23 protein-coding genes are annotated in these 24,560 nt (G+C 57.6%); 7 read left to right on the plus strand and 16 right to left on the minus strand.

Translation table 11 applies throughout. From position 1 onward, the window contains the following. Positions 1–238 precede the first annotated feature (238 nt). On the minus strand, positions 239–2,947 hold the full coding sequence (gene mgtA / locus M8370_RS13660; RefSeq protein ID WP_250021194.1) for a magnesium-translocating P-type ATPase: 2,709 nt from the start codon (positions 2,945–2,947) through the stop codon (positions 239–241). Between the two features lie 391 nt (positions 2,948–3,338). Here mgtA and treR point away from each other — a divergent pair, with 391 nt between their 5' ends. The 5 genes from treR to nrdG all read left to right on the plus strand — a co-directional run bounded on the left by treR (position 3,339) and on the right by nrdG (position 10,626). Continuing rightward, the gene (treR, locus tag M8370_RS13665; RefSeq protein ID WP_020688716.1) at positions 3,339–4,286 is read left to right on the plus strand and encodes a trehalose operon repressor TreR; all 948 of its coding nucleotides are present in this window, start codon (positions 3,339–3,341) and stop codon (positions 4,284–4,286) included. Positions 4,287–4,413: 127 nt separating this feature from the next. Further along, positions 4,414–5,832, plus strand: coding sequence for a PTS trehalose transporter subunit IIBC (gene treB / locus M8370_RS13670; protein WP_038420863.1), 1,419 nt, complete (start codon positions 4,414–4,416; stop codon positions 5,830–5,832). A gap of 51 nt (positions 5,833–5,883) precedes the next feature. Then, entirely contained in the window at positions 5,884–7,527 is a 1,644-nt protein-coding gene (gene treC, locus M8370_RS13675) for an alpha,alpha-phosphotrehalase (RefSeq protein WP_250021195.1), read from the plus strand. A gap of 373 nt (positions 7,528–7,900) precedes the next feature. Then, positions 7,901–10,039: an anaerobic ribonucleoside-triphosphate reductase gene (gene nrdD, locus M8370_RS13680; protein WP_250021196.1), complete on the plus strand. Its 2,139-nt coding sequence runs from the start codon at positions 7,901–7,903 to the stop codon at positions 10,037–10,039. A gap of 122 nt (positions 10,040–10,161) precedes the next feature. Next, positions 10,162–10,626, plus strand: coding sequence for an anaerobic ribonucleoside-triphosphate reductase-activating protein (gene nrdG / locus M8370_RS13685; RefSeq protein ID WP_226835575.1), 465 nt, complete (start codon positions 10,162–10,164; stop codon positions 10,624–10,626). A 3-nt stretch (positions 10,627–10,629) separates the two neighbouring features. Here nrdG and M8370_RS13690 read toward each other — a convergent pair whose 3' ends face one another. The 12 genes from M8370_RS13690 to M8370_RS13745 all read right to left on the minus strand — a co-directional run bounded on the left by M8370_RS13690 (position 10,630) and on the right by M8370_RS13745 (position 19,899). Next, positions 10,630–10,914, minus strand: coding sequence for a type II toxin-antitoxin system RelE family toxin (locus M8370_RS13690; RefSeq protein WP_095427819.1), 285 nt, complete (start codon positions 10,912–10,914; stop codon positions 10,630–10,632). Further along, positions 10,904–11,146, minus strand: a complete 243-nt coding sequence (locus tag M8370_RS13695) for a type II toxin-antitoxin system RelB/DinJ family antitoxin (protein ID WP_008501400.1) — start codon at positions 11,144–11,146, stop codon at positions 10,904–10,906. The genes M8370_RS13690 and M8370_RS13695 overlap by 11 nt, the downstream gene beginning before the upstream one ends. Positions 11,147–11,223: 77 nt before the next feature. Then, positions 11,224–13,134, minus strand: a complete 1,911-nt coding sequence (locus M8370_RS13700) for a BglG family transcription antiterminator (RefSeq protein ID WP_250021197.1) — start codon at positions 13,132–13,134, stop codon at positions 11,224–11,226. A 19-nt stretch (positions 13,135–13,153) separates the two neighbouring features. Further along, the gene (locus tag M8370_RS13705; protein ID WP_013095354.1) at positions 13,154–14,290 is read right to left on the minus strand and encodes a lactonase family protein; all 1,137 of its coding nucleotides are present in this window, start codon (positions 14,288–14,290) and stop codon (positions 13,154–13,156) included. Positions 14,291–14,416: 126 nt separating this feature from the next. After that, entirely contained in the window at positions 14,417–15,157 is a 741-nt protein-coding gene (gene dagF, locus M8370_RS13710; protein ID WP_038418560.1) for a 2-dehydro-3-deoxy-phosphogluconate aldolase, read from the minus strand. Then, positions 15,154–16,272, minus strand: a complete 1,119-nt coding sequence (locus M8370_RS13715) for a DgaE family pyridoxal phosphate-dependent ammonia lyase (RefSeq protein WP_038418559.1) — start codon at positions 16,270–16,272, stop codon at positions 15,154–15,156. The genes dagF and M8370_RS13715 overlap by 4 nt, the downstream gene beginning before the upstream one ends. Continuing rightward, on the minus strand, positions 16,256–17,389 hold the full coding sequence (locus M8370_RS13720) for an amidohydrolase/deacetylase family metallohydrolase (RefSeq protein ID WP_250021198.1): 1,134 nt from the start codon (positions 17,387–17,389) through the stop codon (positions 16,256–16,258). Before M8370_RS13720 ends, M8370_RS13715 begins: the two co-directional genes overlap by 17 nt. Before the next feature lie 42 nt (positions 17,390–17,431). Continuing rightward, the gene (locus M8370_RS13725; protein WP_013095350.1) at positions 17,432–18,073 is read right to left on the minus strand and encodes a DUF4310 family protein; all 642 of its coding nucleotides are present in this window, start codon (positions 18,071–18,073) and stop codon (positions 17,432–17,434) included. Between the two features lie 13 nt (positions 18,074–18,086). After that, the gene (locus tag M8370_RS13730; protein WP_006810337.1) at positions 18,087–18,863 is read right to left on the minus strand and encodes a DUF4311 domain-containing protein; all 777 of its coding nucleotides are present in this window, start codon (positions 18,861–18,863) and stop codon (positions 18,087–18,089) included. A gap of 22 nt (positions 18,864–18,885) precedes the next feature. Beyond that, complete coding sequence (locus M8370_RS13735; protein WP_006810338.1) at positions 18,886–19,185, minus strand: DUF4312 family protein; 300 nt, start codon at positions 19,183–19,185, stop codon at positions 18,886–18,888. A gap of 2 nt (positions 19,186–19,187) precedes the next feature. Beyond that, the gene (locus M8370_RS13740; RefSeq protein ID WP_006179053.1) at positions 19,188–19,550 is read right to left on the minus strand and encodes an SFCGS family glycine-rich protein; all 363 of its coding nucleotides are present in this window, start codon (positions 19,548–19,550) and stop codon (positions 19,188–19,190) included. Positions 19,551–19,560: 10 nt separating this feature from the next. Beyond that, entirely contained in the window at positions 19,561–19,899 is a 339-nt protein-coding gene (locus tag M8370_RS13745) for a glycine dehydrogenase (RefSeq protein ID WP_028027887.1), read from the minus strand. A 449-nt stretch (positions 19,900–20,348) separates the two neighbouring features. On the opposite strand from M8370_RS13745, the gene M8370_RS13750 reads away from it, so the two are divergent. Continuing rightward, a complete protein-coding gene (locus M8370_RS13750; protein WP_128569378.1) occupies positions 20,349–20,471 on the plus strand; it encodes a Hok/Gef family protein in 123 nt (40 codons plus the stop codon). Between the two features lie 69 nt (positions 20,472–20,540). Here the strand turns inward: M8370_RS13750 and cybC are convergent, their stop codons facing one another. Further along, the gene (cybC, locus tag M8370_RS13755) at positions 20,541–20,927 is read right to left on the minus strand and encodes a cytochrome b562 (RefSeq protein ID WP_013095348.1); all 387 of its coding nucleotides are present in this window, start codon (positions 20,925–20,927) and stop codon (positions 20,541–20,543) included. Positions 20,928–20,967: 40 nt separating this feature from the next. After that, positions 20,968–22,320 (minus strand): metalloprotease PmbA, encoded by a 1,353-nt coding sequence (gene pmbA, locus M8370_RS13760; protein WP_032618803.1) that lies wholly within the window; start codon positions 22,318–22,320, stop codon positions 20,968–20,970. A 95-nt stretch (positions 22,321–22,415) separates the two neighbouring features. Here pmbA and yjgA point away from each other — a divergent pair, with 95 nt between their 5' ends. Further along, positions 22,416–22,967 carry a ribosome biogenesis factor YjgA gene (gene yjgA / locus M8370_RS13765; protein ID WP_008501414.1) on the plus strand — a complete coding sequence of 184 codons (552 nt, stop codon included), beginning with the start codon at positions 22,416–22,418 and terminating at the stop codon, positions 22,965–22,967. Positions 22,968–23,069: 102 nt separating this feature from the next. Here the strand turns inward: yjgA and mpl are convergent, their stop codons facing one another. Beyond that, a complete protein-coding gene (mpl, locus tag M8370_RS13770) occupies positions 23,070–24,443 on the minus strand; it encodes a UDP-N-acetylmuramate:L-alanyl-gamma-D-glutamyl-meso-diaminopimelate ligase (RefSeq protein WP_013095346.1) in 1,374 nt (457 codons plus the stop codon). Positions 24,444–24,560 lie beyond the last annotated feature (117 nt).

Genomic DNA, 24,560 nt, shown 5'->3' on the forward strand with positions numbered 1-24,560 from the left:
CACTCGTTCACCCCGGTCACTTACTTATGTAAGCTCCCGGGGATTCACTCCCTTGCCGCCTTCATGCAACTCGAATTATTTAGGGTATAAAGGCAAAACATTCTGGTAACATGCGCTCAATTTGTCGTCAAGCGAATGCGCCGACGGAGATCACAGGTTGTTGAATTTGAGAGGAAAGCCAGTCCCCTCACCCCGGCCCTCTCCCCAAAGGGGAGAGGGTTAGGGTGAGGGTATGTTTTTACTGCCACCCATACCGACGCGCATAAAACCCTTTCACCATCTGCGTCAGCACCATATAGCCCGCGAGGATCGCCACCAGCCACGGGAAGTAGCTCAGCGGTAAGGCCTGCAGCTGCAGGTAGCTGGCCAACGGTGAGAACGGCAGCGCAATGCCGAGCGCCATCACAATCCCCGTCATCACAATCAGCGGCCAGGCGGCACGGCTCTGGATGAACGGAATACGACGGGTGCGGATCATATGCACAATCAGCGTTTGCGACAGCAGCCCCACCACGAACCAGCCGGACTGGAACAGGGTCTGATGTTCCGGCGTATTGGCGTGGAACACAAACCACATCAGGCAGAAGGTCAGGATGTCAAAGATGGAGCTGATCGGGCCAAAGAAGAGCATAAAACGCCCCAGATCCGCCGGGTTCCAGCGCTGCGGCTTCTGGATCTGCTCGTCATCGACGTTATCAAACGGGATGGCGACCTGAGAGACATCGTACATCAGGTTCTGGATCAGCAGATGCAGCGGCAGCATCGGCAGGAACGGCAGAAACGCGCTCGCCACCAGCACGCTGAAGACGTTACCGAAGTTGGAGCTGGCGGTCATTTTGATGTATTTCAGCATGTTGGCAAAAGTCCGACGCCCTTCGATCACGCCCTCTTCCAGCACCATCAGGCTCTTTTCCAGCAGGATGATGTCTGCCGCTTCGCGGGCGATGTCCACCGCCCCGTCCACGGAGATGCCAATATCCGCCGCACGCAGCGCGGGCGCGTCGTTGATGCCGTCGCCCATAAAGCCCACCACGTGCCCTTCGCGACGCAGCAGGGTGACGATGCGCTCTTTGTGCATCGGCGTCAGGCGGGCAAACAGCGTGGTGTGCCGGGCAAGCTGAGCCAGCTCGTCGTCACTGAGGTGTTCGATATCGCTGCCTACCACCACGTCACCCGCGTCCAGCCCCACTTCGTGGCATACTTTGGCGGCCACCAGCTCGCTGTCGCCGGTAAGAATTTTCACGGTGATCCCGCTGGCCTTCAGCGCTTTCAGCGCCGGAGCGGTGGTCTCTTTCGGCGGATCGAGGAATGCGATATAACCCTCGAGGATCAGATCGGATTCGTCGATACGCTGATAGTCCCCCTCGCGCGCAGGCAGGAATTTGCTCGCCACCGCCACCACCCGCAGCCCCTGACGGTTCAGGTTATCCGTGACGCGTTTGATGCGGCGCAGCATGGTGTCGTCCAGCGGCACGATGTCGCCGTTGTAATGCACCTGGGTGGAAACATTGAGGATCTCCTGCAACGCGCCTTTGCAGATCAGCTGGTGCACATCCGGCTGCTCGCTGACCACCACCGACATCCGGCGGCGCTCAAAATCGAACGGGATCTCATCCACCTTCTGCCAGCGGCCAGAGAGTGAGCGGGCAGACTCTTCATCCACCCCTTCCAGCACCGCAACATCGAGCAGATTTTTCAGCCCGGTCTGGTAGTGGCTGTTCAGCCAGGCGCTGTGCAGCACGCGTTCGCTGGTTTTACCGGCGATATCGGTGTGGTTCTCCAGCACGATTTTATCCTGCGTCAGCGTGCCGGTTTTGTCGGTGCAGAGAATGTCCATCGCGCCAAAGTTCTGAATGACGTCGAGGTGTTTGACGATTACCTTCTGTTTTGACAGCTTCACCGCCCCGCGCGCCAGGGTGGAGGTGACAATCATCGGCAGCATTTCCGGCGTTAAGCCAACCGCCACGGAGAGCGCAAACAGCGCGGCTTCCCACCAGTCGCCTTTGGTGTAGCCGTTGATCAGCAGCACAATCGGCGTCATCACCATCATAAAGCGGATCAGCAGCATGCTGACGCGGCCAATCCCTTTCTGGAACGCGTTCGGCTCGCTCTCCTGCTCTGTCACACGTCCGGCAAGCTGACCAAACCAGGTATTGCCGCCGGTGGCGGTGACAATCGCCTGCGCCGTGCCGCTGACCACCGTGGTGCCCATAAAGCACAGGGTGTCGCACTCAAGCGGGTTCATCTGCTGCGGATCGCGGCTCCGCGCCACCTTTTCCACCGGCAGGGACTCCCCGGTGAGCGAGGCCTGGGCCACGAACAGATCGCGCGCCTGGATGATGCGTAAATCCGCCGGGATCATATCCCCGGCGGCGAGCTTCACCAGATCGCCCGGCACCAGTTGGTCGATGGGCAGTTCGACCCAGGCGTTTTCACCCAGATCGTTAATGACTCGCGACACGGTCGCGGTGTTGCTGACCATCGCCTTCAGGGCATCCGCCGCTTTGGTGGAGCGCGCTTCCTGGATAAAGTTCAGCAGCGTGGAGATCCCCACCATCAGGGCGATAACGCCCGCGGCAAACAGATCTTCAGTGGCATAAGAGATAATGCCCAGCACCGTCAGCAGCAGATTGAAGGGGTTGCGGTAGCAGATCCACAGATGCACCCACCACGGCGCCGGTTTTTGCGCCGGGATAAGGTTATCACCATGCACGGCCCGGATTTTTTGCACTTCAGCCGCATTCAGCCCTTCCGGGTGTCCGTTAAAGGCACGCCAGACTTCGTTCTCATCCATCGCCGCCACGTTGAGGCAACGCTCGGTCAGGCTGGCGGGAATAGTGGCGCCGGAGAAATTTTTGCCGTTTGGCAGTGGATCGCGCTGAACCAGACGGTGTGGCAGGTGGCGGCTCAGCAGCGCCTGCAGCTGCCGGGTGATATTTTTAAACATAGTCATTCCCCCGCATCCGCCTGGGCGGACGCAGTCATTCCTGCAGGCGTGGCAAAGCCGTACCTGACAGGCACTTAAATTTTCAAGCAGGAACGTTCAGAACGTTGCTGCCTCACATCACCGGTGAGACAGCACAAGGCTGGCTTACCGGAAAGAAGGGGTTCTCCTGGTCAGGAGAGGTGTGGGATCGGGATCCATGTCGCCTCCGGTAAGTAAAAATAAGGGGTACGCCGCGCAGTATAAGGATTTAACCGTACCCTAAGCGGCGCGTCGGGCGGTATTATACCCACCCTCAAATAAACCGAACGTAAACCAGACTTTGCCCATAGCGAATTAGCGCTATAGCATTAGGCTCATTTGACACCGTTATCGTTGTTACAGGGAATACAGCATGCAAAACCGCCTTACGATTAAAGACATTGCGCGTTTAAGCGGCGTGGGGAAATCCACCGTGTCGCGCGTGCTGAACAACGAGAGCGGTGTCAGCGAACGCACGCGCGAGCGCGTCGAGGCGGTGATGAATCAGCACGGGTTTTCCCCTTCCCGTTCCGCACGCGCCATGCGCGGACAGAGCGATAAAGTGGTCGCCATTATTGTCTCGCGTCTGGATTCCCTCTCTGAAAACCTCGCCGTACAGACCATGCTGCCCGCCTTCTATGAGCAGGGTTACGATCCAATCATGATGGAGAGCCAGTTCTCGCCACAGCTGGTGGAAGAGCATCTGGGGATGCTGGCGCGACGCAACATCGACGGGGTGGTCCTGTTTGGCTTTACCGGCATTAAAGAGGAGATGCTCAAACCCTGGCAACCCTCGCTGGTCTTGCTGGCACGCGATGCCCACGGATTTGCGTCCGTCTGCTATGACGATGAAGGGGCGATTATTACCCTGATGCAGCGCCTGTACGAAAAAGGCCATCGCCATATCAGCTATCTTGGTGTACCGCACGCGGACGTCACCACCGGCAAACGCCGTCATGAAGCCTATCTGGCGTTTTGCAAAAAGCACAACCTCTCTGCCGTGGCTTCCCTGCCCGGGCTTGGCATGAAGCAGGGCTATGAACAGGTCGCCAGCGTGCTGACCCCGCAGACCACCGCGCTGGTGTGCGCGACCGACACCCTGGCGCTGGGTGCGAGCAAATATTTACAGGAACAGCGCATCGACGAGCTGCAGGTCGCCAGCGTAGGCAGTACCCCGCTGATGAAGTTCCTGCACCCGGAGATCATCACCGTCGATCCGGGCTACGCCGAGTCCGGCCGTCAGGCCGCCGCACAGCTGATTGAGCAGATCAACGGGCGCGCAGAACCCCGCCAAATCGTCATTCCCGTCCATCTTTCATAACCGCCATAAATCGGTTTATTGTGATCTTCGCCCGATTTCGGGAACGTTCCCATTTTCGCCGTCCCGCTGAAGGAGTAGGCTTGCGCTCAGGTCATTACACCCCTCCCATCTGTCATGAGGTTTCATGATGAGTAAAGTCAAACAAGCAGATATCGATCAGCTGATCGTCCTGGTGGGCGGTCGCGAAAACATCGCGACGGTCAGCCATTGTATTACCCGCCTGCGCTTCGTGCTGAACGATCCGGCCAAAGCCAATCCGAAAGCGATTGAAGCGCTTTCGATGGTGAAAGGCTGCTTCACCAACGCCGGGCAGTTCCAGGTGGTTATTGGTACCGAAGTGGGCGATTACTATCAGGCTCTGCTCGCCACTACCGGGCACAACGCGGCAGATAAAGAGCAGGCCAAAAAGGCCGCGCGCCAGAATATGAAATGGCACGAGCAGCTTATCTCCCACTTCGCAGAGATCTTCTTCCCGCTGCTGCCAGCGCTGATCAGCGGGGGCTTAATTTTAGGCTTCCGTAACGTCATCGGTGATGTGCCGATGAGCGACGGCAAAACCCTGGCGCAGATGTACCCGGCGCTGAAAACCATTTACGACTTCCTGTGGCTGATTGGCGAAGCGATCTTCTTCTATCTGCCGGTGGGGATTTGCTGGTCCGCCGTGCGTAAAATGGGCGGTACCCCGATTCTGGGTATCGTGCTCGGCGTAACGCTGGTCTCTCCGCAGTTAATGAACGCTTACTTACTTGGTCAGCAGGCGCCGGAAGTGTGGAACTTTGGCCTGTTCACCATCGCCAAAGTGGGTTATCAGGCGCAGGTTATCCCGGCATTGCTGGCGGGTCTGGCGCTGGGCTTTATTGAAACGCGCCTGAAACGCATCGTGCCAGATTACCTCTATCTGGTGGTGGTGCCGGTCTGCTCGCTGATCCTGGCGGTGTTCCTGGCGCACGCCTTTATCGGTCCGTTTGGCCGCATGATCGGCGACGGCGTGGCCTTTGCCGTCCGTCACCTGATGACCGGCAGCTTCGCGCCGATTGGTGCCGCGCTGTTCGGCTTCCTGTACGCCCCGCTGGTGATCACCGGCGTACACCAGACCACGCTGGCGATTGATATGCAGATGATCCAGAGCCTTGGCGGCACGCCGGTCTGGCCGATTATCGCGCTGTCTAACATCGCTCAGGCATCTGCCGTAACGGGCATTATTCTGGTCAGCCGTAAGCATAACGAGCGTGAAATTTCCGTTCCGGCCGCCATCTCCGCGTATCTCGGGGTCACCGAACCGGCGATGTACGGTATCAACCTGAAATACCGCTTCCCGATGCTCTGCGCCATGATCGGCTCGGGTCTGGCGGGTCTGGTGTGTGGTCTCAACGGCGTGATGGCAAACGGCATCGGCGTTGGTGGCCTGCCGGGTATTCTCTCCATTCAGCCCGCCTTCTGGCAGGTGTTTGCCCTGGCGATGGCCATCGCGATCATCGTCCCTATGGCGCTCACCACCGTGGTTTACCAGCGTAAGTTCCGTCAGGGCGCGCTGCAGATTGTTTAACTTCATCTTTCGGGGCGCAGTTGCGCCCCTTCGCATTTGCAGGAACGCATTATGAATACCCTTCCTCACTGGTGGCAGAACGGAGTCATCTATCAGATTTACCCAAAAAGTTTTCAGGACACGACCGGCAGCGGCACCGGCGATTTGCGCGGCGTGACGCAGCGGCTGGACTACCTGAAAACCCTCGGTATTGACGCCATCTGGCTGACGCCGTTTTACATCTCCCCGCAGGTGGATAACGGCTACGACGTGGCGAATTACACCGCCATCGACCCGGCGTACGGCACGCTGGATGACTTTGACGAGCTGGTCGCCCGGGCGCATGAACGCGGCATTCGCATCGTGCTGGATATGGTGTTTAACCACACGTCAACCCAGCACGCCTGGTTCCGTGAATCACTGAATAAAGCCAGCCCGTACCGCCAGTTTTATATCTGGCGCGACGGCACGCCGGAGCAGCTTCCCAACAACTGGCGCTCCAAATTCGGCGGCAACGCCTGGCGCTGGCACGCCGAGAGCGAGCAGTATTATCTGCACCTCTTCGCCCCGGAGCAGGCGGATCTCAACTGGGAGAATCCGGCCGTGCGCGCCGAACTGAAAAAGGTGTGCGAGTTCTGGGCCGATCGCGGCGTGGACGGCCTGCGTCTGGATGTGATTAATCTGATTTCGAAAGATCAGGCTTTCCCGAATGACGATATTGGCGACGGTCGCCGCTTCTACACCGATGGGCCGCGCATTCATGAATATCTCCAGGAGATGAGCCGCGACGTCTTTACGCCGCGTAATCTGATGACGGTGGGCGAGATGTCCTCCACCTCGCTGGAGAACTGCCAGCAGTATGCGTCTCTCGACGGGCGCGAGCTGTCGATGACCTTTAACTTCCATCATCTGAAGGTGGATTACCCCGGCGGCGAAAAATGGACGCTGGCAAAACCGGATTTCGTGGCGCTGAAAACCCTCTTCAACCACTGGCAGCAGGGGATGCATAACAAAGCGTGGAACGCGCTGTTCTGGTGTAACCACGATCAGCCGCGCATTGTGTCGCGCTTTGGCGATGAAGGCGAATACCGCGTACCGGCGGCGAAGATGCTGGGCATGGTGCTGCACGGGATGCAGGGCACGCCGTATATCTATCAGGGTGAAGAGCTTGGCATGACCAACCCGCACTTCAGCCGCATCACCGATTACCGCGACGTGGAAAGCCTGAACATGTTCGCCGAACTGCGAGCTAACGGCCGCGATCCGAACGAACTCCTGGCGATTCTGGCGAGTAAGTCGCGCGATAACGGACGCACGCCGATGCAGTGGGATGCCTCGCACAATGCGGGCTTTACCGAAGGTGAGCCGTGGATTGGCGTCTGCGACAACTACGAGACGGTGAACGCCCGCGCGGCGCTGGACGATCCCGATTCGGTGTTTTATGCCTACCAGTCGCTGATTCGCCTGCGCAAAACCCTGCCGGTGCTGACGTGGGGCGATTATCAGGATCTGCTGCCGGAACATCCGTTCCTGTGGTGTTATCGCCGCCAGTGGCAGGGGCAAACCCTGGTGGTGGTGGCTAACCTTAGCCATCAGTCTCATGAATGGGAATCAGGCGTTCTCAGCGGTGAGTGGCAGGCCGTCATGCGTAACTACCCGGCCCCACATACCGCCACGCTACGTCCGTTTGAAGCCGTCTGGTGGCTACAGGCGTAATCTCCCGCCGGGCGTAACAGCAGCGCCCGGCTTACTTTACTGTTTTTGTTGAATAATTAATCAGATTTTTCCTTTGCGGATTTACATTCGCTCCAGCGCCCGCCGTTTGTACTCTCGTCTTTTTACTTTGTTCTGAATCAAAAAAATCGCAAACATGTTTGATGCAAATCACTATATGTAGCACTTAAAATGCTGGCCGACCCAACATCTTGTATTTATCGTCTACTATTCCAACAACAACACGGCGACTCCGCTCTCCGGGATTGTGGATAACAAGGGTCGGGAACGCGGGAAGTCATTGGGCTGGCTGATAATCCACCCGGTGCATGCTTCCCCACCTCTGTGGATAACCTGTTTTTAAAATGGAGTGATCATGACACCGCATGTGATGAAACGTGATGGCTGTAAAGTGCCGTTTAAATCAGAGCGCATTCAGGAAGCCATTCTGCGTGCAGCTAAAGCAGCGGGAGTCGATGACGCAGATTACTGCGCCACCGTCGCAGACGTCGTTAGCTGCCAGATGAACGAACGCAGCCAGGTGGATATCAGCGAGATCCAGACTGCGGTTGAGAACCAGCTGATGTCTGGTCCTTACAAGCAGTTAGCGCGCGCTTATATTGAGTACCGCCACGACCGCGACGTCCAGCGTGAAAAGCGCGGCCGCCTGAATCAGGAAATCCGGGGTCTGGTCGAGCAGACCAACTCTGCCCTGCTCAATGAAAACGCCAATAAAGACAGCAAGGTGATCCCGACCCAGCGCGACCTGCTGGCCGGTATCGTGGCTAAACACTACGCCCGTCAGCATCTGCTGCCGCGTGACGTGGTGTCGGCGCACGAGCGCGGTGAGATCCACTACCACGATCTCGACTACTCGCCGTTCTTCCCGATGTTTAACTGCATGCTGATCGACCTCAAAGGCATGCTGACCCACGGTTTTAAAATGGGCAACGCCGAGATTGAACCGCCGAAGTCTATCTCCACGGCGACGGCCGTCACGGCGCAGATTATCGCCCAGGTCGCGAGCCACATTTACGGCGGCACCACCATTAACCGCATTGATGAAGTGCTGGCCCCGTTTGTTACTGCAAGCTTTAAGAAGCACCGTAAAACGGCGGAAGAGTGGCAGATCCCCGATGCTGACGGCTACGCCCATTCCCGCACCGAGAAAGAGTGCTATGACGCGTTCCAGTCGCTGGAGTACGAGGTGAACACGCTGCATACCGCGAATGGTCAGACGCCGTTTGTCACGTTCGGCTTTGGTCTGGGTACCAGCTGGGAATCGCGCCTGATTCAGCAGTCCATTCTGCGTAACCGTATCTCCGGTCTTGGCAAAAACCGCAAAACGGCGGTGTTCCCGAAACTGGTGTTCGCCATCCGCGACGGCCTGAACCATAAGTTTGGTGACCCGAACTACGACATTAAACAGCTGGCGCTGGAGTGCGCGAGCAAGCGCATGTATCCGGACATTCTGAACTACGACCAGGTGGTGAAAGTCACCGGTTCGTTTAAAACCCCGATGGGCTGTCGCAGCTTCCTCGGCGTGTATGAGGACGAAAATGGTGAGCAGGTGCATGACGGCCGCAACAACCTGGGCGTGATCAGCCTGAACCTGCCGCGCATCGCGCTGGAAGCCAAAGGTAATGAAGACACCTTCTGGGCGCTGCTGGATGAGCGTTTACAGCTGGCGCGTAAAGCGCTGATGACCCGCATCGCCCGTCTGGAAGGGGTGAAAGCCCGTGTCGCGCCAATCCTCTATATGGAAGGGGCCTGCGGCGTGCGTCTGAAAGCGGACGACGATGTGTCTGAGATCTTCAAAAACGGTCGTGCGTCGATCTCGCTGGGCTATATCGGCATTCACGAAACCATCAACGCCCTGTTTGGCAACACGCATATGTATGACAGCGACGCGCTGCGCGAGAAAGGCATCGCCATTGTTCAGCGCCTGCGCGATGCCGTTGACCAGTGGAAAGAAGAGACCGGCTACGGCTTTAGCCTGTACAGCACGCCGAGCGAAAACCTGTGTGACCGTTTCTGCCGTCTGGACACCGCCGAGTTCGGTATTGTGGAAGGGGTGACTGATAAAGGTTACTACACCAACAGCTTCCACCTGGACGTGGAGAAAAAGGTTAACCCGTACGACAAAATTGACTTTGAAGCGGCCTATCCCCCTATCGCCAGCGGCGGCTTTATCTGCTACGGCGAATACCCGAACATCCAGCACAACCTTAAAGCGCTGGAAGACGTGTGGGATTACAGCTATCAGCACGTGCCGTATTACGGCACCAACACGCCTATCGATGAGTGCTACGAGTGCGGCTTTACCGGCGAGTTTGAGTGTACCAGTAAAGGCTTTACCTGCCCGAAATGCGGCAACCACGATGCGGCCCGCGTATCGGTAACCCGCCGCGTGTGCGGCTATCTTGGCAGCCCGGATGCGCGTCCGTTCAACGCCGGTAAGCAGGAAGAGGTGAAACGCCGCGTGAAGCATTTAGGGAATGGGCAGATCGGGTAAGTTCCGTGTTCTCCCCCTCACCCTAGCCCTCTCCCTCAAGGGAGAGGGAACTCTTCCCCCTCTCCCCGTGGGAGAGGGCCGGGGTGAGGGCATCAGCGCGCATACATTCTCTGGACATTTCTATGCGATATCACCAGTACTACCCCGTCGACATCGTTAACGGCCCCGGCACCCGCTGCACTCTTTTTGTCTCAGGCTGCGTGCACGAATGCCCTGGCTGCTACAACAAAAGCACCTGGCGGCTCAATTCTGGCATGCCGTTTACTGCCGAGATGGAAGACCGGATCATTAACGACCTCAACGACACTCGCATCAAACGCCAGGGGATTTCGCTCTCCGGCGGCGATCCGCTGCACCCGCAAAACGTGCCGGAGATCCTGAAGCTGGTGAAACGCATTCGCCGCGAGTGCGCAGGAAAAGATATCTGGGTCTGGACGGGCTATAAGCTGAACGAGCTGAACGCGCAGCAAAGGGAAGTGGTGGATCTGATTAACGTGCTGGTCGACGGCAAATTTGTACAGGATTTAAAAGACCCGGCGCTTATCTGGCGCGGCAGCAGTAACCAGGTTGTGCATCATTTGCGCTGAACGCTATAGCCGTTTGTTAGCATCGTGATACACGGTTAATTTCTCTCTTTTCCCAATGGCGATGACAACTACCGTTACCACGTTGTCCTGAACCTGATAGACCAAACGGTAACCCTGGGATCTGAGTTTTATTTTGTAGCAATCAGGCAGGGTATGCAGACGGGCCGATTCGATCCGGGGGTTTACCAACACCCCGGCAAGTTTCTTCCTGAACTGCTTTTTTACAGTCTCCCCCAGCTTGCTCCACTCTTTTAACGCCCTCGGGTCAAATTCCAGTTCATAAGTCATCCAGACTAACCTTAATTCCCTTTTGCGGATTAGCCAGTCGCTCCCGGACTGTCTGTATCAGCGCATCTTCGCTGTCGCTAATCGTGACCGTTTTCACCGGCATGCGCCCCGTCTCCGCAACGTACTGAAAAAGGAGTCGCACGGCTTCTGTTGGGGTGATATTGAGTTTTTCCAGCACGGCATAAGCCTCGTTTTTGAGTTTGTCATCCAGACGGACGTTAAGCGTAGCCATTATGCCTCCAGGAGAATCGAATGTGTAATGCAGTTTAGCATTATATTCGCATTACATCGAATTCTGGATAACGCCTCTCAAAACCGGCTCAAACTCTCCATCGCCACCGCCTTAAACTCGGCAAAATCTCCGCAGCTACACAGCTGTGACATCGCACGTTCGCGCAGGAAGGTGACGAAAATATCGTAGATCGCCATCGCCTCTTCGTATTCGCTTTTGCTGATGGCGAGCAGGAAGATGACGTGGGCGGTTTCGTCGCCCCACTGGACGCCGTGCGGGGCGAGCACGGTATAGACCACCGTTTTCTGCGCCAGCAGGCCAAGGGAGTGCGGCAGCGCGATGCCGTCGCCGAGCATGGTGCTGACGATGGCTTCACGTTCAACGACCGAGTCGAGGAACTCAGCCCCCACAAAGCCCTCTTCTTCAAGCTGGACGCAGAGCTCGCGGAACAGCGTTTGCTGGTCCACTGGGGCGTTGAGAATACGGAAATGCGCAGCGTCGAAGTATTTATCCAGCATCCACGGACGGGTTCTGTCCACCAGCACCAGCTTGCCGATCTGCTCCAGCTGGTAGTCCGTCGGGAACGGGGCGATCATCACCACCGGCTTAGACTTTTCACTGACGCGGGCAGTCGAGATCACAAAGTCTTCGCTAATGGATTCCGTCTGCTCGTACTCGCGAAGCGTAAGCGTGCGTGTGACCTCAATCTGCGGGTATTTGCGCTGCAGCACCGCCTCAATCATGCGTACCATGGCATTACCGGCATCGCACACCAGCAGCACGCGCGGCTGGCGCTGGTAGCCAATGTTATAGTGGCGCTCCAGCCCGACGCCAATATGCAGCACCAGGAAGCCAATCTCGTTTTCGCTGATCACATACGGCGTGTATTTGCCCCAGCTTGAGACTGCCGCCAGCGTCATATCCCACGCCATCGGATAGTGCTGCTTGATGTTATCCAGCAGCGGATTCGGGATCATGATTTGATACCGCACGCGGGTGATCATGGTTTTGATATGGGTAAGCAGATCCGCATGCAGCTGCTCGTCGCTGAGCAGGTTGTAGTTATAGTGGGTGTTGATATAGCGCAGGATGTAGTTGACCAGCGCTTCGTCGTCATCCGCATTGATGGCACTCGGCGCGATATCCTGGATCTGCCGCGCGGCGATATGCACGCACAGCCAGCTCTCTTCCGAAGGGGAAAGCGCTTTGCCCGCCAGTTGCTGGATGGTCACCGCGATATCTTTCGCCGCGTCACGCACGTTCTCTTCCACATCTTCGGCATGGAATTCCGGCAGCGGGTACCCCTCGCTGATGCGGCGCACCGACACCGCGCAGTAGAGTCGCAGGAACAGCTCGCCTTCGTCGGTCAGGCGGATGTGATGCCGCGTCAGCGCCTCGTGCAGTACGGGCACCATCTGCTCTGCTACTCCGGCATTGAGCGCCACGTCGGTCACCAGCGGGTTCAGGCTGTCCTGCTGGGCCAGTTCCCAGAGCAGATCGGTCAGACAGGCGCGGGTCGCCATCTCACTGCCAAACAGCTTCATGCCATGGCGTGGACGCGTTTCCAGCGTCAGGTTGTAGCGGTGGAACCACTCCCGCACCTCCGCCATATCGCTCTGCAGCGTGGCGCGGCTGACGAACCACTCGTCGGCCAGGTCTTCCAGCTTGAGTGAAAACGCCGAGGTGAGAAAACGCACCACCAGATAATGCACGCGCTCCGGCCCGGTACGGGGAATGCGCAGCGCGCGCGGATGGGAAGCCTGTAGCTGCTGATAACGTACCGCATCGTCAATTTTGAGCTGGTAGCCATTGCCGCGACTGAGAATAAACTGCGCGCCGTGGCTTGCCAGCAGCGCGTTCAGGGCGGAAATATCCGCCCGGACGGTTCGCGTGGAGACCGACAGCCGCTGCGCCAGCTCGTCCTGCGGCAGCGTCTCGTTTTGCAACAGATCGAAAAGTTGCGCTAAACGTTGGTTCGGAAATCGCACGTCGTTGTCCTCTTACTGCTCAGGGTGAAATGACCATCTGGGATGGGCTGCCGACCGGGGTGTAGTCTGACTCAAAGCTTAGCTTGCCGTCCTGACCGACGCGGAAACGGGTAATGTTGTCGCTGCGCTGGTTCATGACGTAAAGCCAGCGCCCCTGTTTATCGAGCGTCAGGGTGCGCGGGTAGTCGCCACGCGTCCAGACATCGTCCTGATGCGTCAGCGTGCCCTCCGCTGTTACGGTAAAGTGCCCGATGCTGTTATGCAAACGGTTAGCCACGTACAGCTGTTTACCATCTGCACTCAGCGCCAGTCCGGCCGCAAAACTGGTGCCTTTGTAACCTTCTGGCAGCGCGGAGAGCGTTTTGCCCTCTTTCAGCCTGCCGTTGCTGTCCAGCGTATAATGGGTGAGCGTAGACGCCTCTTCGTTAATCAGCCACAGCGCATCCCCCTTCGGCGTAAAGACAAAGTGCCGCGGCCCGGCCCCTTTTGAGGAGGCGCTGATAAACGGCGGATCGTTCGGCGTCAGCTTGCCGGCTCGATCGTCAAAGCGGTACTGATAGATGCGATCCAGCCCCAGATCGGTGGAAAACACATATTTCCCGCTCGGATCGGCGGCGATCATGTGCGCATGGGGGCCATTATGATCGCTGATGGCAAAACTGCCTTCTGCTGCCGCCTCCGGTTTCGCAGCGCCTGGCTCACCCTGATCCTGGTGCCGATCCGTGGCGTCACCCAGGCTGCCATCGGCTTTGATCGGCAGCACTGCGATCGATCCGCTTACGTAGTTCGCCACCAGCAGATGCTGACCGTTCGGCGTGAGCGAAAGATACACCGGCCCCGCACCGCCGGAGGAGACCTGATTCAGCTCGCTCAGCTCGCCGTTATCATCTATCCGCAGCGCCTGCACCACGCCCTGCTCCACTTCGCTTGCCAGATACAGCGTTTTGCCATCGTGCGAGACGGCCAGCTGCGCGGCGTTCGGCAGCTGACTCACCAGCGTTTTATCGCCGAGCGCACCGGTGTTCGGGTCGACGGTAAAGCGGTACAGCCCTTCCCCGTTGGGGTTATAGGTGCCCACCCAGGCGTACTGCGGCTGGGCGATAGCGGCGTTAGCCAGTAAAGAGAGTGAAGCGACAAGCAGGGTACGGGTGTGCATGATGGCTCCTTTGGGGTTATGCGGTGTGTTCCCCCCTCACCCTAACCCTCTCCCCAAAGGGGAGAGGGGACGATTACACCCTCTCCCCTTTGGGGAGAGGGCTGGGGTGAGGGGTAAGGTTTTGTTTTACTTCACCAGCTTCTTCGTCATCGCAAGCAGCGTACGCACATCTTCCGGACGCGTATCGCCGCTGGCTTTGTCGATAATCGAACTATAAATATGCGGAATGATTTTGCTCACGCCCGCGTCCAGGGCGATCTGCAGGATCGCCTCGTAGTTTTCCAGATCGATACCCCCGGTCGGCTCCAGCCAGAAGTCGTGACGGGCGCAGGCTTCCGCCACGGCCTGGTATTCGTCACGGCACTTCAGGCCGCCCATCGGGAAGTATTTGACTGAACTGCCGCCAAAGTCTTTCAGCAGGGCGATCGCCGTTTCAACCGGCACAATGCCGTCCGGTGCCGCGCTGCTCAGCGGGCCGGTGGAGATTTTTACCATCCCGACGGTACCGGTCGGGGAGACCAGACCGTTGACCACCGATTCATTCTGCCCCAGCAGCGCACGGCTGGTGGCTACACCGGTGAAAACCTGGTTAACGTGCTGCGGCTGCACCTGACGGGAGATTTCGCTCACCATCGCCGACTGGTTCGGGTCACCCGCCCCCAGGCCTACCGAGAGCGCGTTATCAATCAGCGCCGCGTACTCGCGCATATCAGCAACCGCACTGGCCACGTCCGGGTAATTTTTGGAGAGCACGCCCACCAGCACATGACCTTCCGCCGCCTCGTAAATGGCGCTGGCGTTCGCTTTTGAGCCTGCCAGCACGTTCAGGCAGACGCGGTCACGGTAAAAATTGGGGGTCAGTTTCATGCCTTTTTCTCCTGTCCTAACACTTCGCTTATGCGGCGGTACACAATGTTCAGCTGGTCAGCGTTCACGCTGCGCACGTCCGCTTCGATAATCCCTTCGTTGGCCTTGTAGCCGCGGAAATAAATGGCGTATTCCCCCTGCTTCAGGGCATTCACCAGCTCGCCGGTGCCGATGCCGGTTACGGCTTCGTCAAACTTAATCTCGGTACGCGCGATATCGCGACCGGCGCTGTCCCAGACCACGCGCGCGGTAACGCCATTCAGGGTGTTGAGCGCGTCGATAAACGGCGTCATCTTCGCCACCATCTCCGCCCCGCTCTCTTTAGTCGCCGTCAGGTAGTGTTCGATGGCGCAGGTCAGGCCGAGGATCCCCTCTTTACCCACCTTCATGGCGCGGCCAATGCCCGCCGTCTGGCGCTTCACCCACTCAACGTACTGGGTCTTGCCGATCACCAGGCCGCTGGTGGGCCCTTCGATCGCTTTCGCGCCGCTGTAGATCACCAGATCGGCGCCGGAGCGGTAATAGGTATGCAGATCTTCTTCCGCTGCGGCATCGACGATCAGGGGCAGATCGTGTTTGCGCGCCACGACCGCTGCCTGCTCAACGCTGAGCATGCTTTTCTGCACGCAGTGGTGCGATTTGATGTAAAGGATTGCCGCGGTGCGCGGGGTGATGGCCGCCGCCAGCTGATCGGCTGAGCATTCATTAGCGTAGCCCGCTTCCACCAGCTTGCCGCCGCCCAGCGCCACCATGGTGCCCACCGGCGCGCCAAAGTTAACATTGTGGCCTTTCGGCAGCACGATTTCGTTGTTCTCAATTTGGGTAACGTGCAGGTTTTCCAGCAGCCAGTTGCTGTCTTTCACCAGCACCGCCGCCACGGACTGGGCGATGCCCGCGGATGCGCAGGAGACCACCGTCGCGCCTTCCACGTCCAGCAGCTTCGCGATGTATTCCCCGGTTTTATTGACCAGATCTTTCATCTCGAAATAGTGATTCATGCCGTCCATCGCCGCCTGCACCACTTCCGGGCGTGGCGTGGAGACACCCAGCGCCGTCATGCGGCCGGAGGTGTTGATAACCTGTTTTAAGTGGTACTTCTCATAAATCGAAGGCATGTTCCGTGCTCCCTTGTTCGGTCATGTAGCCCTTGCCCGCGCGGATCGCGGCAAGCGGCACCAGAATGTGTTCAGCCTGCAGGCTGTCGTTTTCAGCATCCGTCAGCACCGTCGGCTGACGTTTAAGGGTGAACAGCGTCAGGTCGGCGTCGAGGCCGGGTTCGATACGCCCTTTGCGCGTCAGGCGCAGGCCGTCGGCGGCGTTGGCGGTGACGCAGTCAATCACCTGCAGCAATGACATGCCGATGGCGAGGAATTTCGACATCACGCTCGAAAGCGAGCCCACCGGGCCGTTGATGCGGTTGCGGCAGTAGATATCCGAGCTGATGGTGTGCGGCAGAATGCCCATCGCGATAGCGCGTTTCGCCACTTCAAAGCTGAAGCTCGCCGTACCGTGGCCTACGTCCAGCCGCACACCGCGTTTCAGGGCAGAGGTAATGGAGGCGCGCAGCTCGCCGGAGGGCGTCAGAATGCGGTTTGGCTTGCCGTTGTAGCAGTGGGTAATGATGTCGCCCGAGCTCAGCAGCTCGGCAATTTCATCCAGATTCGGCGGGTTATTGCCGATGTGTACCATCAGCGGCAGGTCGCCGTTCTCTTTCTGAATGGCTTTCGCGCGCTCCAGCGGCGTAATACCGTTTTCACCCACCACGCTGCTGCTCATGCGCGCTTTCAGCCCGACGATAAAATCAGGATGCCGTTTCACCGCCTGCTTCACGGCATCGGCATCAATATTCGCCATATTGGCCAGCTCGTTCTGGGCAATCAGCCCCACGCGGGAGATATTCAGCAGGGCAAAGACCTCGGTTGAGGCTTTGCGGGTGATTTCGTAGAAATCGTCCACGTCGTCGGCACCGGTACTGCCCGCATCCACCACGGTGGTGACGCCAGTGGCAATACCCACGCTGTCCGGTTCGTCGTGGTAAATAGGGGAATTCGGGTAGCAGTGGACGTGGGAGTCGATCCAGCCTGCGCTGACGAATACGTCACCGTTCAGCTCCACCGTTTTGCGGGCGGGAGCGTCTATGTCGCCTGTTGCGGCAATTTTCCCGTCCAGAATGGCGATATCGGTCAGGGTATCGTCGCTAAGGCGCGCACGGCGCAGGAGTAAATCAAACATGGGGTTCTCCTGATAAGGCGGGCGCCAGCGCGCCCGCAGGTATTAAAGGGCGACCGGGAACAACCAGCCTAAAATCATGGCGCCAAGGATGGCACCGCCGGTGATCGGCTTCTGCCAGATGTAGAACAGCAGCGCGCCCAGCAGCGAACCGACGCCAATCGGAATAGAAGCGGTCATGGCGCTGAGGATAATCAACGGCCCCAGAAAACGACCGGAGGCATTGCCCGCGCCCATCATCACGTCCGCCCCGTAGGTGGAGTTGCTCTGGTTGATGGTGAACTTACGCGCCAGGATGATGACGTAGCCGATCGCCAGACCAATCACCAGGCCGGTAATCAGCGAGGCAATGAAGTTGGTCACCGGGAACATGATCCCCGCGCCCAGCAGCAGTGCTGGCACACCCAGACCCACGCCGGTCTGGATAGCCCCGCCGATGTCGAGGATCCCTACCAGCGATCCTTCGATAATACGGGCGAACAGGAAGCTTGCGCCGAACGCCGCCACTGCGCCGTATACACCGGTATCAATTCCCGCCTTCAGCATCGCCACGAAGGCCACTTCGTTAAACGCGCCGATGCCGTAGAGGTAGTACATGTGCGTCCCGGCAAACACGCCGGAGGAGAGCAGGCCAACGAAGATCGGGAACGACCAGTCGGCATACCAAAAACCTTTATTCTGTTCCATGTAGAGGCTCCTGTTATTTACCGCTGAGCGAGTTGTGGATCATGTCGAGCCAGTTCGGCACGGTCAGATGGAAGGATTCAATCATCTTCATGTCGAAGCCGCGGAAGAAGCCGCTCAGCACGAAGAGCAGAACGATGGCCGCCATCATCACTTTGGTGACGTGGTTCCAGCCGCTCTCTTCCACGCCTTTACCGATCAGGATCCCCAGTACCAGGCCCGGTACGGCGTTACCCATAATCAGCTGCGCCGCGCCGCCGAAGATGGTGGCCCAGAAGCCGGATTTTTTACCCGCGTCGATGGCCGCCAGCCAGAAGATCACCGGCATCACGGTGTTCACCAGCAGGTTTGCCGCCGGTACCAGCACCTTCACGGCGGTGACCTGCAGTGCGGCCGGAACAGACGAGGCAGTGAGGTTAAGGAAGGTGACAACAATCATGCCGATGATGCCGCAGGCAATCGCCATCTTGCGGGGATCGTGCAGCGTTTCGCCGACGTTACGGTTTTTGATCATCAAGGCTGCAGCACCCCAGTTTGGGATGATGCGGTGGTCTACGTCCTGTGTGAAGGCACCTGCGGCCACGGAAGAGGCCCAGGCGTTAAAGAAGAAGCCTAACCCAAAGGAGAAGTGAGAAGCCGGATCCCCTTCGCAGGAGTTCAGTTCCCCCAACGTACGAAACGCGCCCATACCCTGAGTGGTAGGCGCATGAAACATGCGTGCAGCCCCGGCTCCAACACCGACGCCTACCAGGCCGCCAATGATGAGCGATTTTATTAATATAATTAAGAACATCAGTCTGCCCTTTTATGAATAATCAGCGTTGCGTGACGAAATCCACCTGGTCGAGATTGATGGCGGTCACGTTGACGGTCACATCCAGCTCCACGCTGTAGGTGCGTCTTTCCCGGCGCAAAAAGAAGAACAGAAACGCTTCTTTACGCACCGCTTCTTGCGCCTGAACGACCTGCACATCCTGTGGCTCAATACGCAGTAAGATATGCGGTGAGGCTTTCATCACCGCGGCCTGAACGTGGTTGAGTGCGTCGGCAAAGGCGCGCGCTTTGGCGTCGCCCTTCCCCTTCACTCTCACCGTGGTTGTGAACTGTTCTTTCATGCTTATGCGCCGTGCTTCTTCTGCCACGCCTGCACCAGACGCTCGCCCAGCTCTTCTTTATCCATAAAGCCAAAGCCCAGCACGTTGCAGCCTTCGTTGATGGCGGTCACCCCCTCATCCACGGAGCGCATGCCGTATTTCGCTTTGTAGCCATATTTGGTTTGCGCCGTGATGGCACCCGCGCCGCCGCTGCCGCAGAAGGAGATGCCGAAGGTGGCGTTTTCCGCTTTCATGACGTCGCCGAGTTTCATATCTGCCGCCATACCCGGCACGACAACCGCACGTCCACCCGCTTTTTCCACACCGGCAGCCACTTTCTGGCCTTTACCCAGGCGATCGCCAATCACGACTGTAATCTGTTCCATGTGTTGCTCCTTAAAGGTTGTCTTTCGCGACTTCAAAGTGAACGGAGAGCAGCCAGGCTTCTTCATCAGGAAGGTTGCCAAACTGCGCTACCACTTCACGGGCGAGCCGCATTGAATCCGGTGAAATTTCGTCGAACAGCTCTGCCTCCACTTCCGGCAGCGGCTCGCCGGTCACGGACCGGTGCGCCATCGCGCGGACATGGGAGGTGAGCATCTGTTCCTGTACTGCATTGGGGATGATGTTGTGCCGGGCCAGCAGGGCATAAACCTGCTGTAGCATGGTGTTCGCGAGCTTTTCTGTTTGCTCCGCCTGATCCCCAACGTCGTTCATTACCGCTCCGTTACTCACTGGTCTTACCCCGTTAATGGCTCTGGAATAAAACTAACGTTGGCGATGGCGGGTTTGTAGCGAGTTGTTTTCCACTTCGAAGTGGAAAGGCGAGCCGCAGCAGTGATCTGTGCCACATAAATAGGCTGAATCTGGATAAATCGCTGTATTTGCGTGATGAATATCACGTTATCTGACGGCAAATATGGGAAGAGCGAAGCGGAAAAGATTACGAGCCGACTCGTAGAAATGTGACGTGGATAAGGTTTTCTTATGGGGATTCGCTAGAGTGGCGGCGGGTGCTTGAGACTGACCGTCTCAGGCATGGGACGGAAAGTGGAAAGCCCCGCCTGATAAAAAATCAGGGCGGGGGCTCGAAACGACACGTCGGACCGTGGAGTTCGCTACCTCGCCCGCTTTAAAGCAAGGAGGCATCCATGAAACGCCAATCCCCAATTATCCGGGTTTTGATGATTATTGCTTTGACAATAATCATCTTAACGCTGGTGACGAGGAAAACACTGTGCGAGATCCGTTTTCGAAACGGCTCGCTTGAAGTGACAGCGCGGATGGAGTGTCGCTCCGGCCAGTAGGGAGCAAAGATGCGGGGGCGCTAACTGCGCCCCCGCATACGGGAAAGGACGTACAGCTCAGGCACCCAATTAACGATACTTTTTGTGATACGTGTTACGCGTCGCGACAAACTGGTCGGCTGCCGCCTGGGCTTCCTTCACTTTGCCTTCGTTAGCGAGTTTCAGCGCGCCGTCAATCTGACCGACCAGCACGTCAAAGCCGTGGCGATAGTCCTTCATCTCTGCGCTGTCTGCCGCTTTGCTTTCCAGCTTTGGCGGCGTCGCTTTTTGCGCGTCCAGCGCCGCTTCACGCATTTTGGTCAATGCGCTTTTCATTTCTGCCGCATTGTCCGTTTTCTGAACGACCTTCAGGTTTTGACTGAGGATGTCCATGTTGTCTTCGAGATCGGCAGCAAACGCAGAAGAGCCAAGAACCAGCGTTGAAGCCGCGACGATCGCTAACAGGTGTTTACGCATTGCTCACTTCCTTTTTTATTATTAAAACGCTTTTCGGGTATTACTGGCCGGCAATTTTCATTTCCGGCAGTAATACAGAACCACACTGTATATTGCTACGTGTTTCAATATCGTTACCGACCGTAACGATATTGCGCCACATGTCCTTCAGGTTGCCGGCGATGGTAATTTCGCTCACCGGATACTGAATCTCGCCGTTTTCGACCCAGAAGCCTGCCGCACCGCGAGAGTAGTCTCCGGTAATGCCGCTCACGCCCTGGCCCATCAGTTCTGTCACCACCAGGCCGGTGCCCATCTCTTTCAGCATCTGCTCGAAGTTCAGGCCCTGTCCGGCAATGCGCCAGTTATGGATGCCCCCCGCATGTCCGGTGCTTTTCAGCCCCAGCTTGCGCGCGGAGTAGTTGGTCAGCAGCCACTGGGTCAGAATACCGTCTTTAACGATATCGCGGCGTTCCGTGCGCACGCCTTCGCTGTCGAACGGCGTGGAGGCCAGCCCTTTAAGCAGGTGCGGGTGCTCTTCAATGGTCAGCCATTCCGGCAGGATCTGTTTGCCCAGCGAGTCGAGCAGGAAGGTCGATTTACGGTAAACTGAGCCGCCCGCGATAGCGCCCACCAGATGGCCAAACAGGCCGGTCGCTACTTCATTGGCAAAAATGACCGGGGCTTTCATGGTGGAGAGCTTACGCGGTGACAGGCGAGACAGCGTGCGTTCAGCACACGCTTTGCCCACCCACTCAGGGGACTGTAAATCCCCCAGCGCGCGGCCGATGGTGTAAGCATAATCCCGCTCCATATCGCCGTTTTCTTCGGCGATCACGCAGCTTGAGAGCGAGTGACGGGTTGAGCAGTAGCCCTGCAGCATGCCATGCGAGTTGCCGAAGACTTTGATGCCGTAGTGGCTGTTGAAGCTGCCGCCTTCGGTATTGGTGATGCGTTTATCCGCCTGCAAAGACGCCTGTTCGGCACGTGCGGCCAGCTCAATGGCTTCGTCCGGGGTAACTTCCGCCGGGTGGAAAAGATCGAGATCCGGGGCATCAAAGGCCAGCAGATCTTTATCCGCAACGCCTGCATAAGGATCCGGTGAGGTGTAACGCGCAATATCCAGCGCCGCCTGCACGGTACGGGCAATGGCATCGGGGCTGAGATCGGTAGACGACGCGCTGCCTTTGCGGTTCTGGTGATACACCGTGATCCCCAGTGCGCCATCGCTGTTAAATTCTACATTCTCCACTTCGCCATAGCGGGTGCTCACGCTAATGCCGGTGGTTTTGCTGACCGCCACTTCGGCGCCATCTGATTTACCTGAAGCGAGCGTCAGCGCGGTGGAGACAGCTTCTTCCAGAATCTTACGCTGCGCTTCAACTTGTGAGGTTACTTTCATCGCAAATGCCATACTGTAAGAGAGAGTTAACTGAAGTCTAACAGAGAACCGTTTTTCAGTGCGCGTCTTAACTGGTAACATTAGCCTCTTTTTTTAAGGAGCCTGACATGACTAAGCAGCCCGAAGACTGGCTCGACGACGTTCCCGGTGATGACATCGAAGACGAAGATGATGAGATCATCTGGGTCAGTAAAAGTGAAATTAAACGCGACGCCGAAGAGTTAAAACAGCTTGGCGCAGAAATGGTGGAACTGGGTAAAAACGCGCTGGATAAGATCCCGCTCGACCAGGATCTGCGTGATGCCATTGAACTGGCACAGAAAATCAAAAAAGAAGGCCGTCGTCGCCAGCTTCAGCTTATCGGTAAAATGCTGCGTCAGCGCGACGTCGATCCGATCCGCCAGGCGCTGGATAAACTGAAAAACCGCCACAACCAGCAGGTTGCGCTGTTCCACAAGCTGGAGCAGATCCGCGACCGTCTGATTGAACAGGGTGATGATGCGGTACCGGAAGTATTGAACCTGTGGCCGGATGCCGACCGCCAGCAGCTGCGTTCATTGATCCGCAACGCGAAGAAAGAGAAAGAAGGGAATAAGCCGCCGAAGTCCGCGCGTCTGATTTTCCAGTATCTGCGCGAGCTGTCTGAGAACGAAGAGTAATATCGAACCGCCTGTTCCCCCCTCACCCCAGCCCTCTCCCCATAGGGGAGAGGGAGAAGAGTAATGTAGGCCCGGTAAGCGCTAGCGCCACCGGGCTTTTTTTTACTCTGCGGCCTCAGCCTTTTTCGCCAGACCGTCCAGCAGCTTCTGATGGATCCCACCAAAACCGCCGTTACTCATCACCAGAATATGGTCACCCGGCTGAGCGGCTTTCACCACCATATCCGCCAGAGCATCAACATCCGCACTCCAGTGCGCAGGCTGAATGCAGGCATCGGCCACTTCAGCTACCTGCCACGGAATATGCTGCGGCTGCAGCAGGAAGACTTCGTCGGCACGTCCTAAGGATGGCGCGAGATCGTCTTTGCAGATGCCCATTTTCATGGTGTTAGAGCGTGGCTCCAGCACCGCCAGAATGCGCGCGGTACCGCCGACCTTGCCGCGTAACGCTGCAAGCGTCGCCAGAATAGCAGTTGGGTGGTGCGCGAAATCGTCATACACCGTCACGCCGTGGGCTTCACCGCGCAGCTCCAGACGGCGACGGGCATTGATAAACGAACCCAGTGCATTCGCCGCATCCGCAGGCTGAACACCCACATGGCGTGCGGCAGCGATTGCCATCAGGCCGTTGTGCATGTTGTGTTCGCCAACCAGGCCCCACTTCACCTCACCCACTTTCTCGCCGTCGAGCCACACTTCCCACTCCGAGGCATCCACGTTGAGTTTTTTCGCCTGCCAGTGGCCCTGCTCACCCACCAGCTCTTGCTCGCTCCAGCAGCCCATCGCCATGGTCTGCTTAAGATTGATGTCGTTCTCCGGCAGGATGATACGGCCCTGACCCGGAACGATGCGCACCAGGTGGTGGAACTGTTTCTGAATGGCTTTCAGATCGTCAAAGATATCCGCATGATCGAACTCAAGGTTGTTGAGGATCAGCGTGCGCGGGCAGTAGTGTACAAACTTGGAGCGCTTGTCGAAGAACGCACAGTCGTACTCATCGGCTTCGATCACAAAGAACGGGCTCTCCCCCAGACGCGCAGACACGTCGAAATTGCCCGGAACACCACCGATCACAAAGCCCGGCTTGTAACCACAGGCTTCAAGGATCCAGGTCGCCATACCGGCGGTGGTGGTTTTGCCGTGCGTACCGGCCACGGCAACAACCCAACGGTCGCGCAGGACGAAATCATGCAGCCACTGTGGGCCAGACATGAACGGAATATTGCGTTCCAGTACCGCCTCAACGCACGGATTACCTCGCGTCATGGCGTTGCCAATGATCACCAGATCCGGCGCGGGATCCAGCTGGCTGGCATCATAACCCTGAATCAGAGAGATGCCCTGTTTTTCCAGGAGCGTGCTCATCGGCGGATACACATTGGCGTCCGAACCTGTCACTTCATGGCCCAGCGAGCGCGCCAGCATTGCCAGTCCGCCCATGAAAGTGCCACAAATCCCCAATATATGAATGCGCATACGTCACTATCCTTCTTCAATGTGGCGCACATTTTACTCACATGTTAGCGGGTGTGAAACGCATTTCAGGTAAATCCGTATATTGCTGGCGCGATTCACCTCTGCGCTACTATTTGA

It is taken from the genome of Enterobacter cloacae complex sp. OE43NF (assembly GCF_023544405.1).
In the GTDB taxonomy this organism is placed as follows: Bacteria; Pseudomonadota; Gammaproteobacteria; order Enterobacterales; family Enterobacteriaceae; genus Enterobacter; species Enterobacter cloacae.

Excerpts from the sequence above, each read along its gene's own strand:
- mgtA (WP_250021194.1), bottom strand. The coding sequence starts at position 2,947 with ATGTTTAAAAATATCACCCGGCAGCTGCAGGCGCTGCTGAGCCGCCAC.
- treR (WP_020688716.1), top strand. The coding sequence starts at position 3,339 with ATGCAAAACCGCCTTACGATTAAAGACATTGCGCGTTTAAGCGGCGTG.
- treB (WP_038420863.1), top strand. The coding sequence starts at position 4,414 with ATGAGTAAAGTCAAACAAGCAGATATCGATCAGCTGATCGTCCTGGTG.
- treC (WP_250021195.1), top strand. The coding sequence starts at position 5,884 with ATGAATACCCTTCCTCACTGGTGGCAGAACGGAGTCATCTATCAGATT.
- nrdD (WP_250021196.1), top strand. The coding sequence starts at position 7,901 with ATGACACCGCATGTGATGAAACGTGATGGCTGTAAAGTGCCGTTTAAA.
- nrdG (WP_226835575.1), top strand. The coding sequence starts at position 10,162 with ATGCGATATCACCAGTACTACCCCGTCGACATCGTTAACGGCCCCGGC.
- M8370_RS13690 (WP_095427819.1), bottom strand. The coding sequence starts at position 10,914 with ATGACTTATGAACTGGAATTTGACCCGAGGGCGTTAAAAGAGTGGAGC.
- M8370_RS13695 (WP_008501400.1), bottom strand. The coding sequence starts at position 11,146 with ATGGCTACGCTTAACGTCCGTCTGGATGACAAACTCAAAAACGAGGCT.
- M8370_RS13705 (WP_013095354.1), bottom strand. The coding sequence starts at position 14,290 with ATGCACACCCGTACCCTGCTTGTCGCTTCACTCTCTTTACTGGCTAAC.
- dagF (WP_038418560.1), bottom strand. The coding sequence starts at position 15,157 with ATGAAACTGACCCCCAATTTTTACCGTGACCGCGTCTGCCTGAACGTG.
- M8370_RS13715 (WP_038418559.1), bottom strand. The coding sequence starts at position 16,272 with ATGCCTTCGATTTATGAGAAGTACCACTTAAAACAGGTTATCAACACC.
- M8370_RS13720 (WP_250021198.1), bottom strand. The coding sequence starts at position 17,389 with ATGTTTGATTTACTCCTGCGCCGTGCGCGCCTTAGCGACGATACCCTG.
- M8370_RS13725 (WP_013095350.1), bottom strand. The coding sequence starts at position 18,073 with ATGGAACAGAATAAAGGTTTTTGGTATGCCGACTGGTCGTTCCCGATC.
- M8370_RS13730 (WP_006810337.1), bottom strand. The coding sequence starts at position 18,863 with ATGTTCTTAATTATATTAATAAAATCGCTCATCATTGGCGGCCTGGTA.
- M8370_RS13735 (WP_006810338.1), bottom strand. The coding sequence starts at position 19,185 with ATGAAAGAACAGTTCACAACCACGGTGAGAGTGAAGGGGAAGGGCGAC.
- M8370_RS13740 (WP_006179053.1), bottom strand. The coding sequence starts at position 19,550 with ATGGAACAGATTACAGTCGTGATTGGCGATCGCCTGGGTAAAGGCCAG.
- M8370_RS13750 (WP_128569378.1), top strand. The coding sequence starts at position 20,349 with ATGATTATTGCTTTGACAATAATCATCTTAACGCTGGTGACGAGGAAA.
- cybC (WP_013095348.1), bottom strand. The coding sequence starts at position 20,927 with ATGCGTAAACACCTGTTAGCGATCGTCGCGGCTTCAACGCTGGTTCTT.
- pmbA (WP_032618803.1), bottom strand. The coding sequence starts at position 22,320 with ATGGCATTTGCGATGAAAGTAACCTCACAAGTTGAAGCGCAGCGTAAG.
- yjgA (WP_008501414.1), top strand. The coding sequence starts at position 22,416 with ATGACTAAGCAGCCCGAAGACTGGCTCGACGACGTTCCCGGTGATGAC.
- mpl (WP_013095346.1), bottom strand. The coding sequence starts at position 24,443 with ATGCGCATTCATATATTGGGGATTTGTGGCACTTTCATGGGCGGACTG.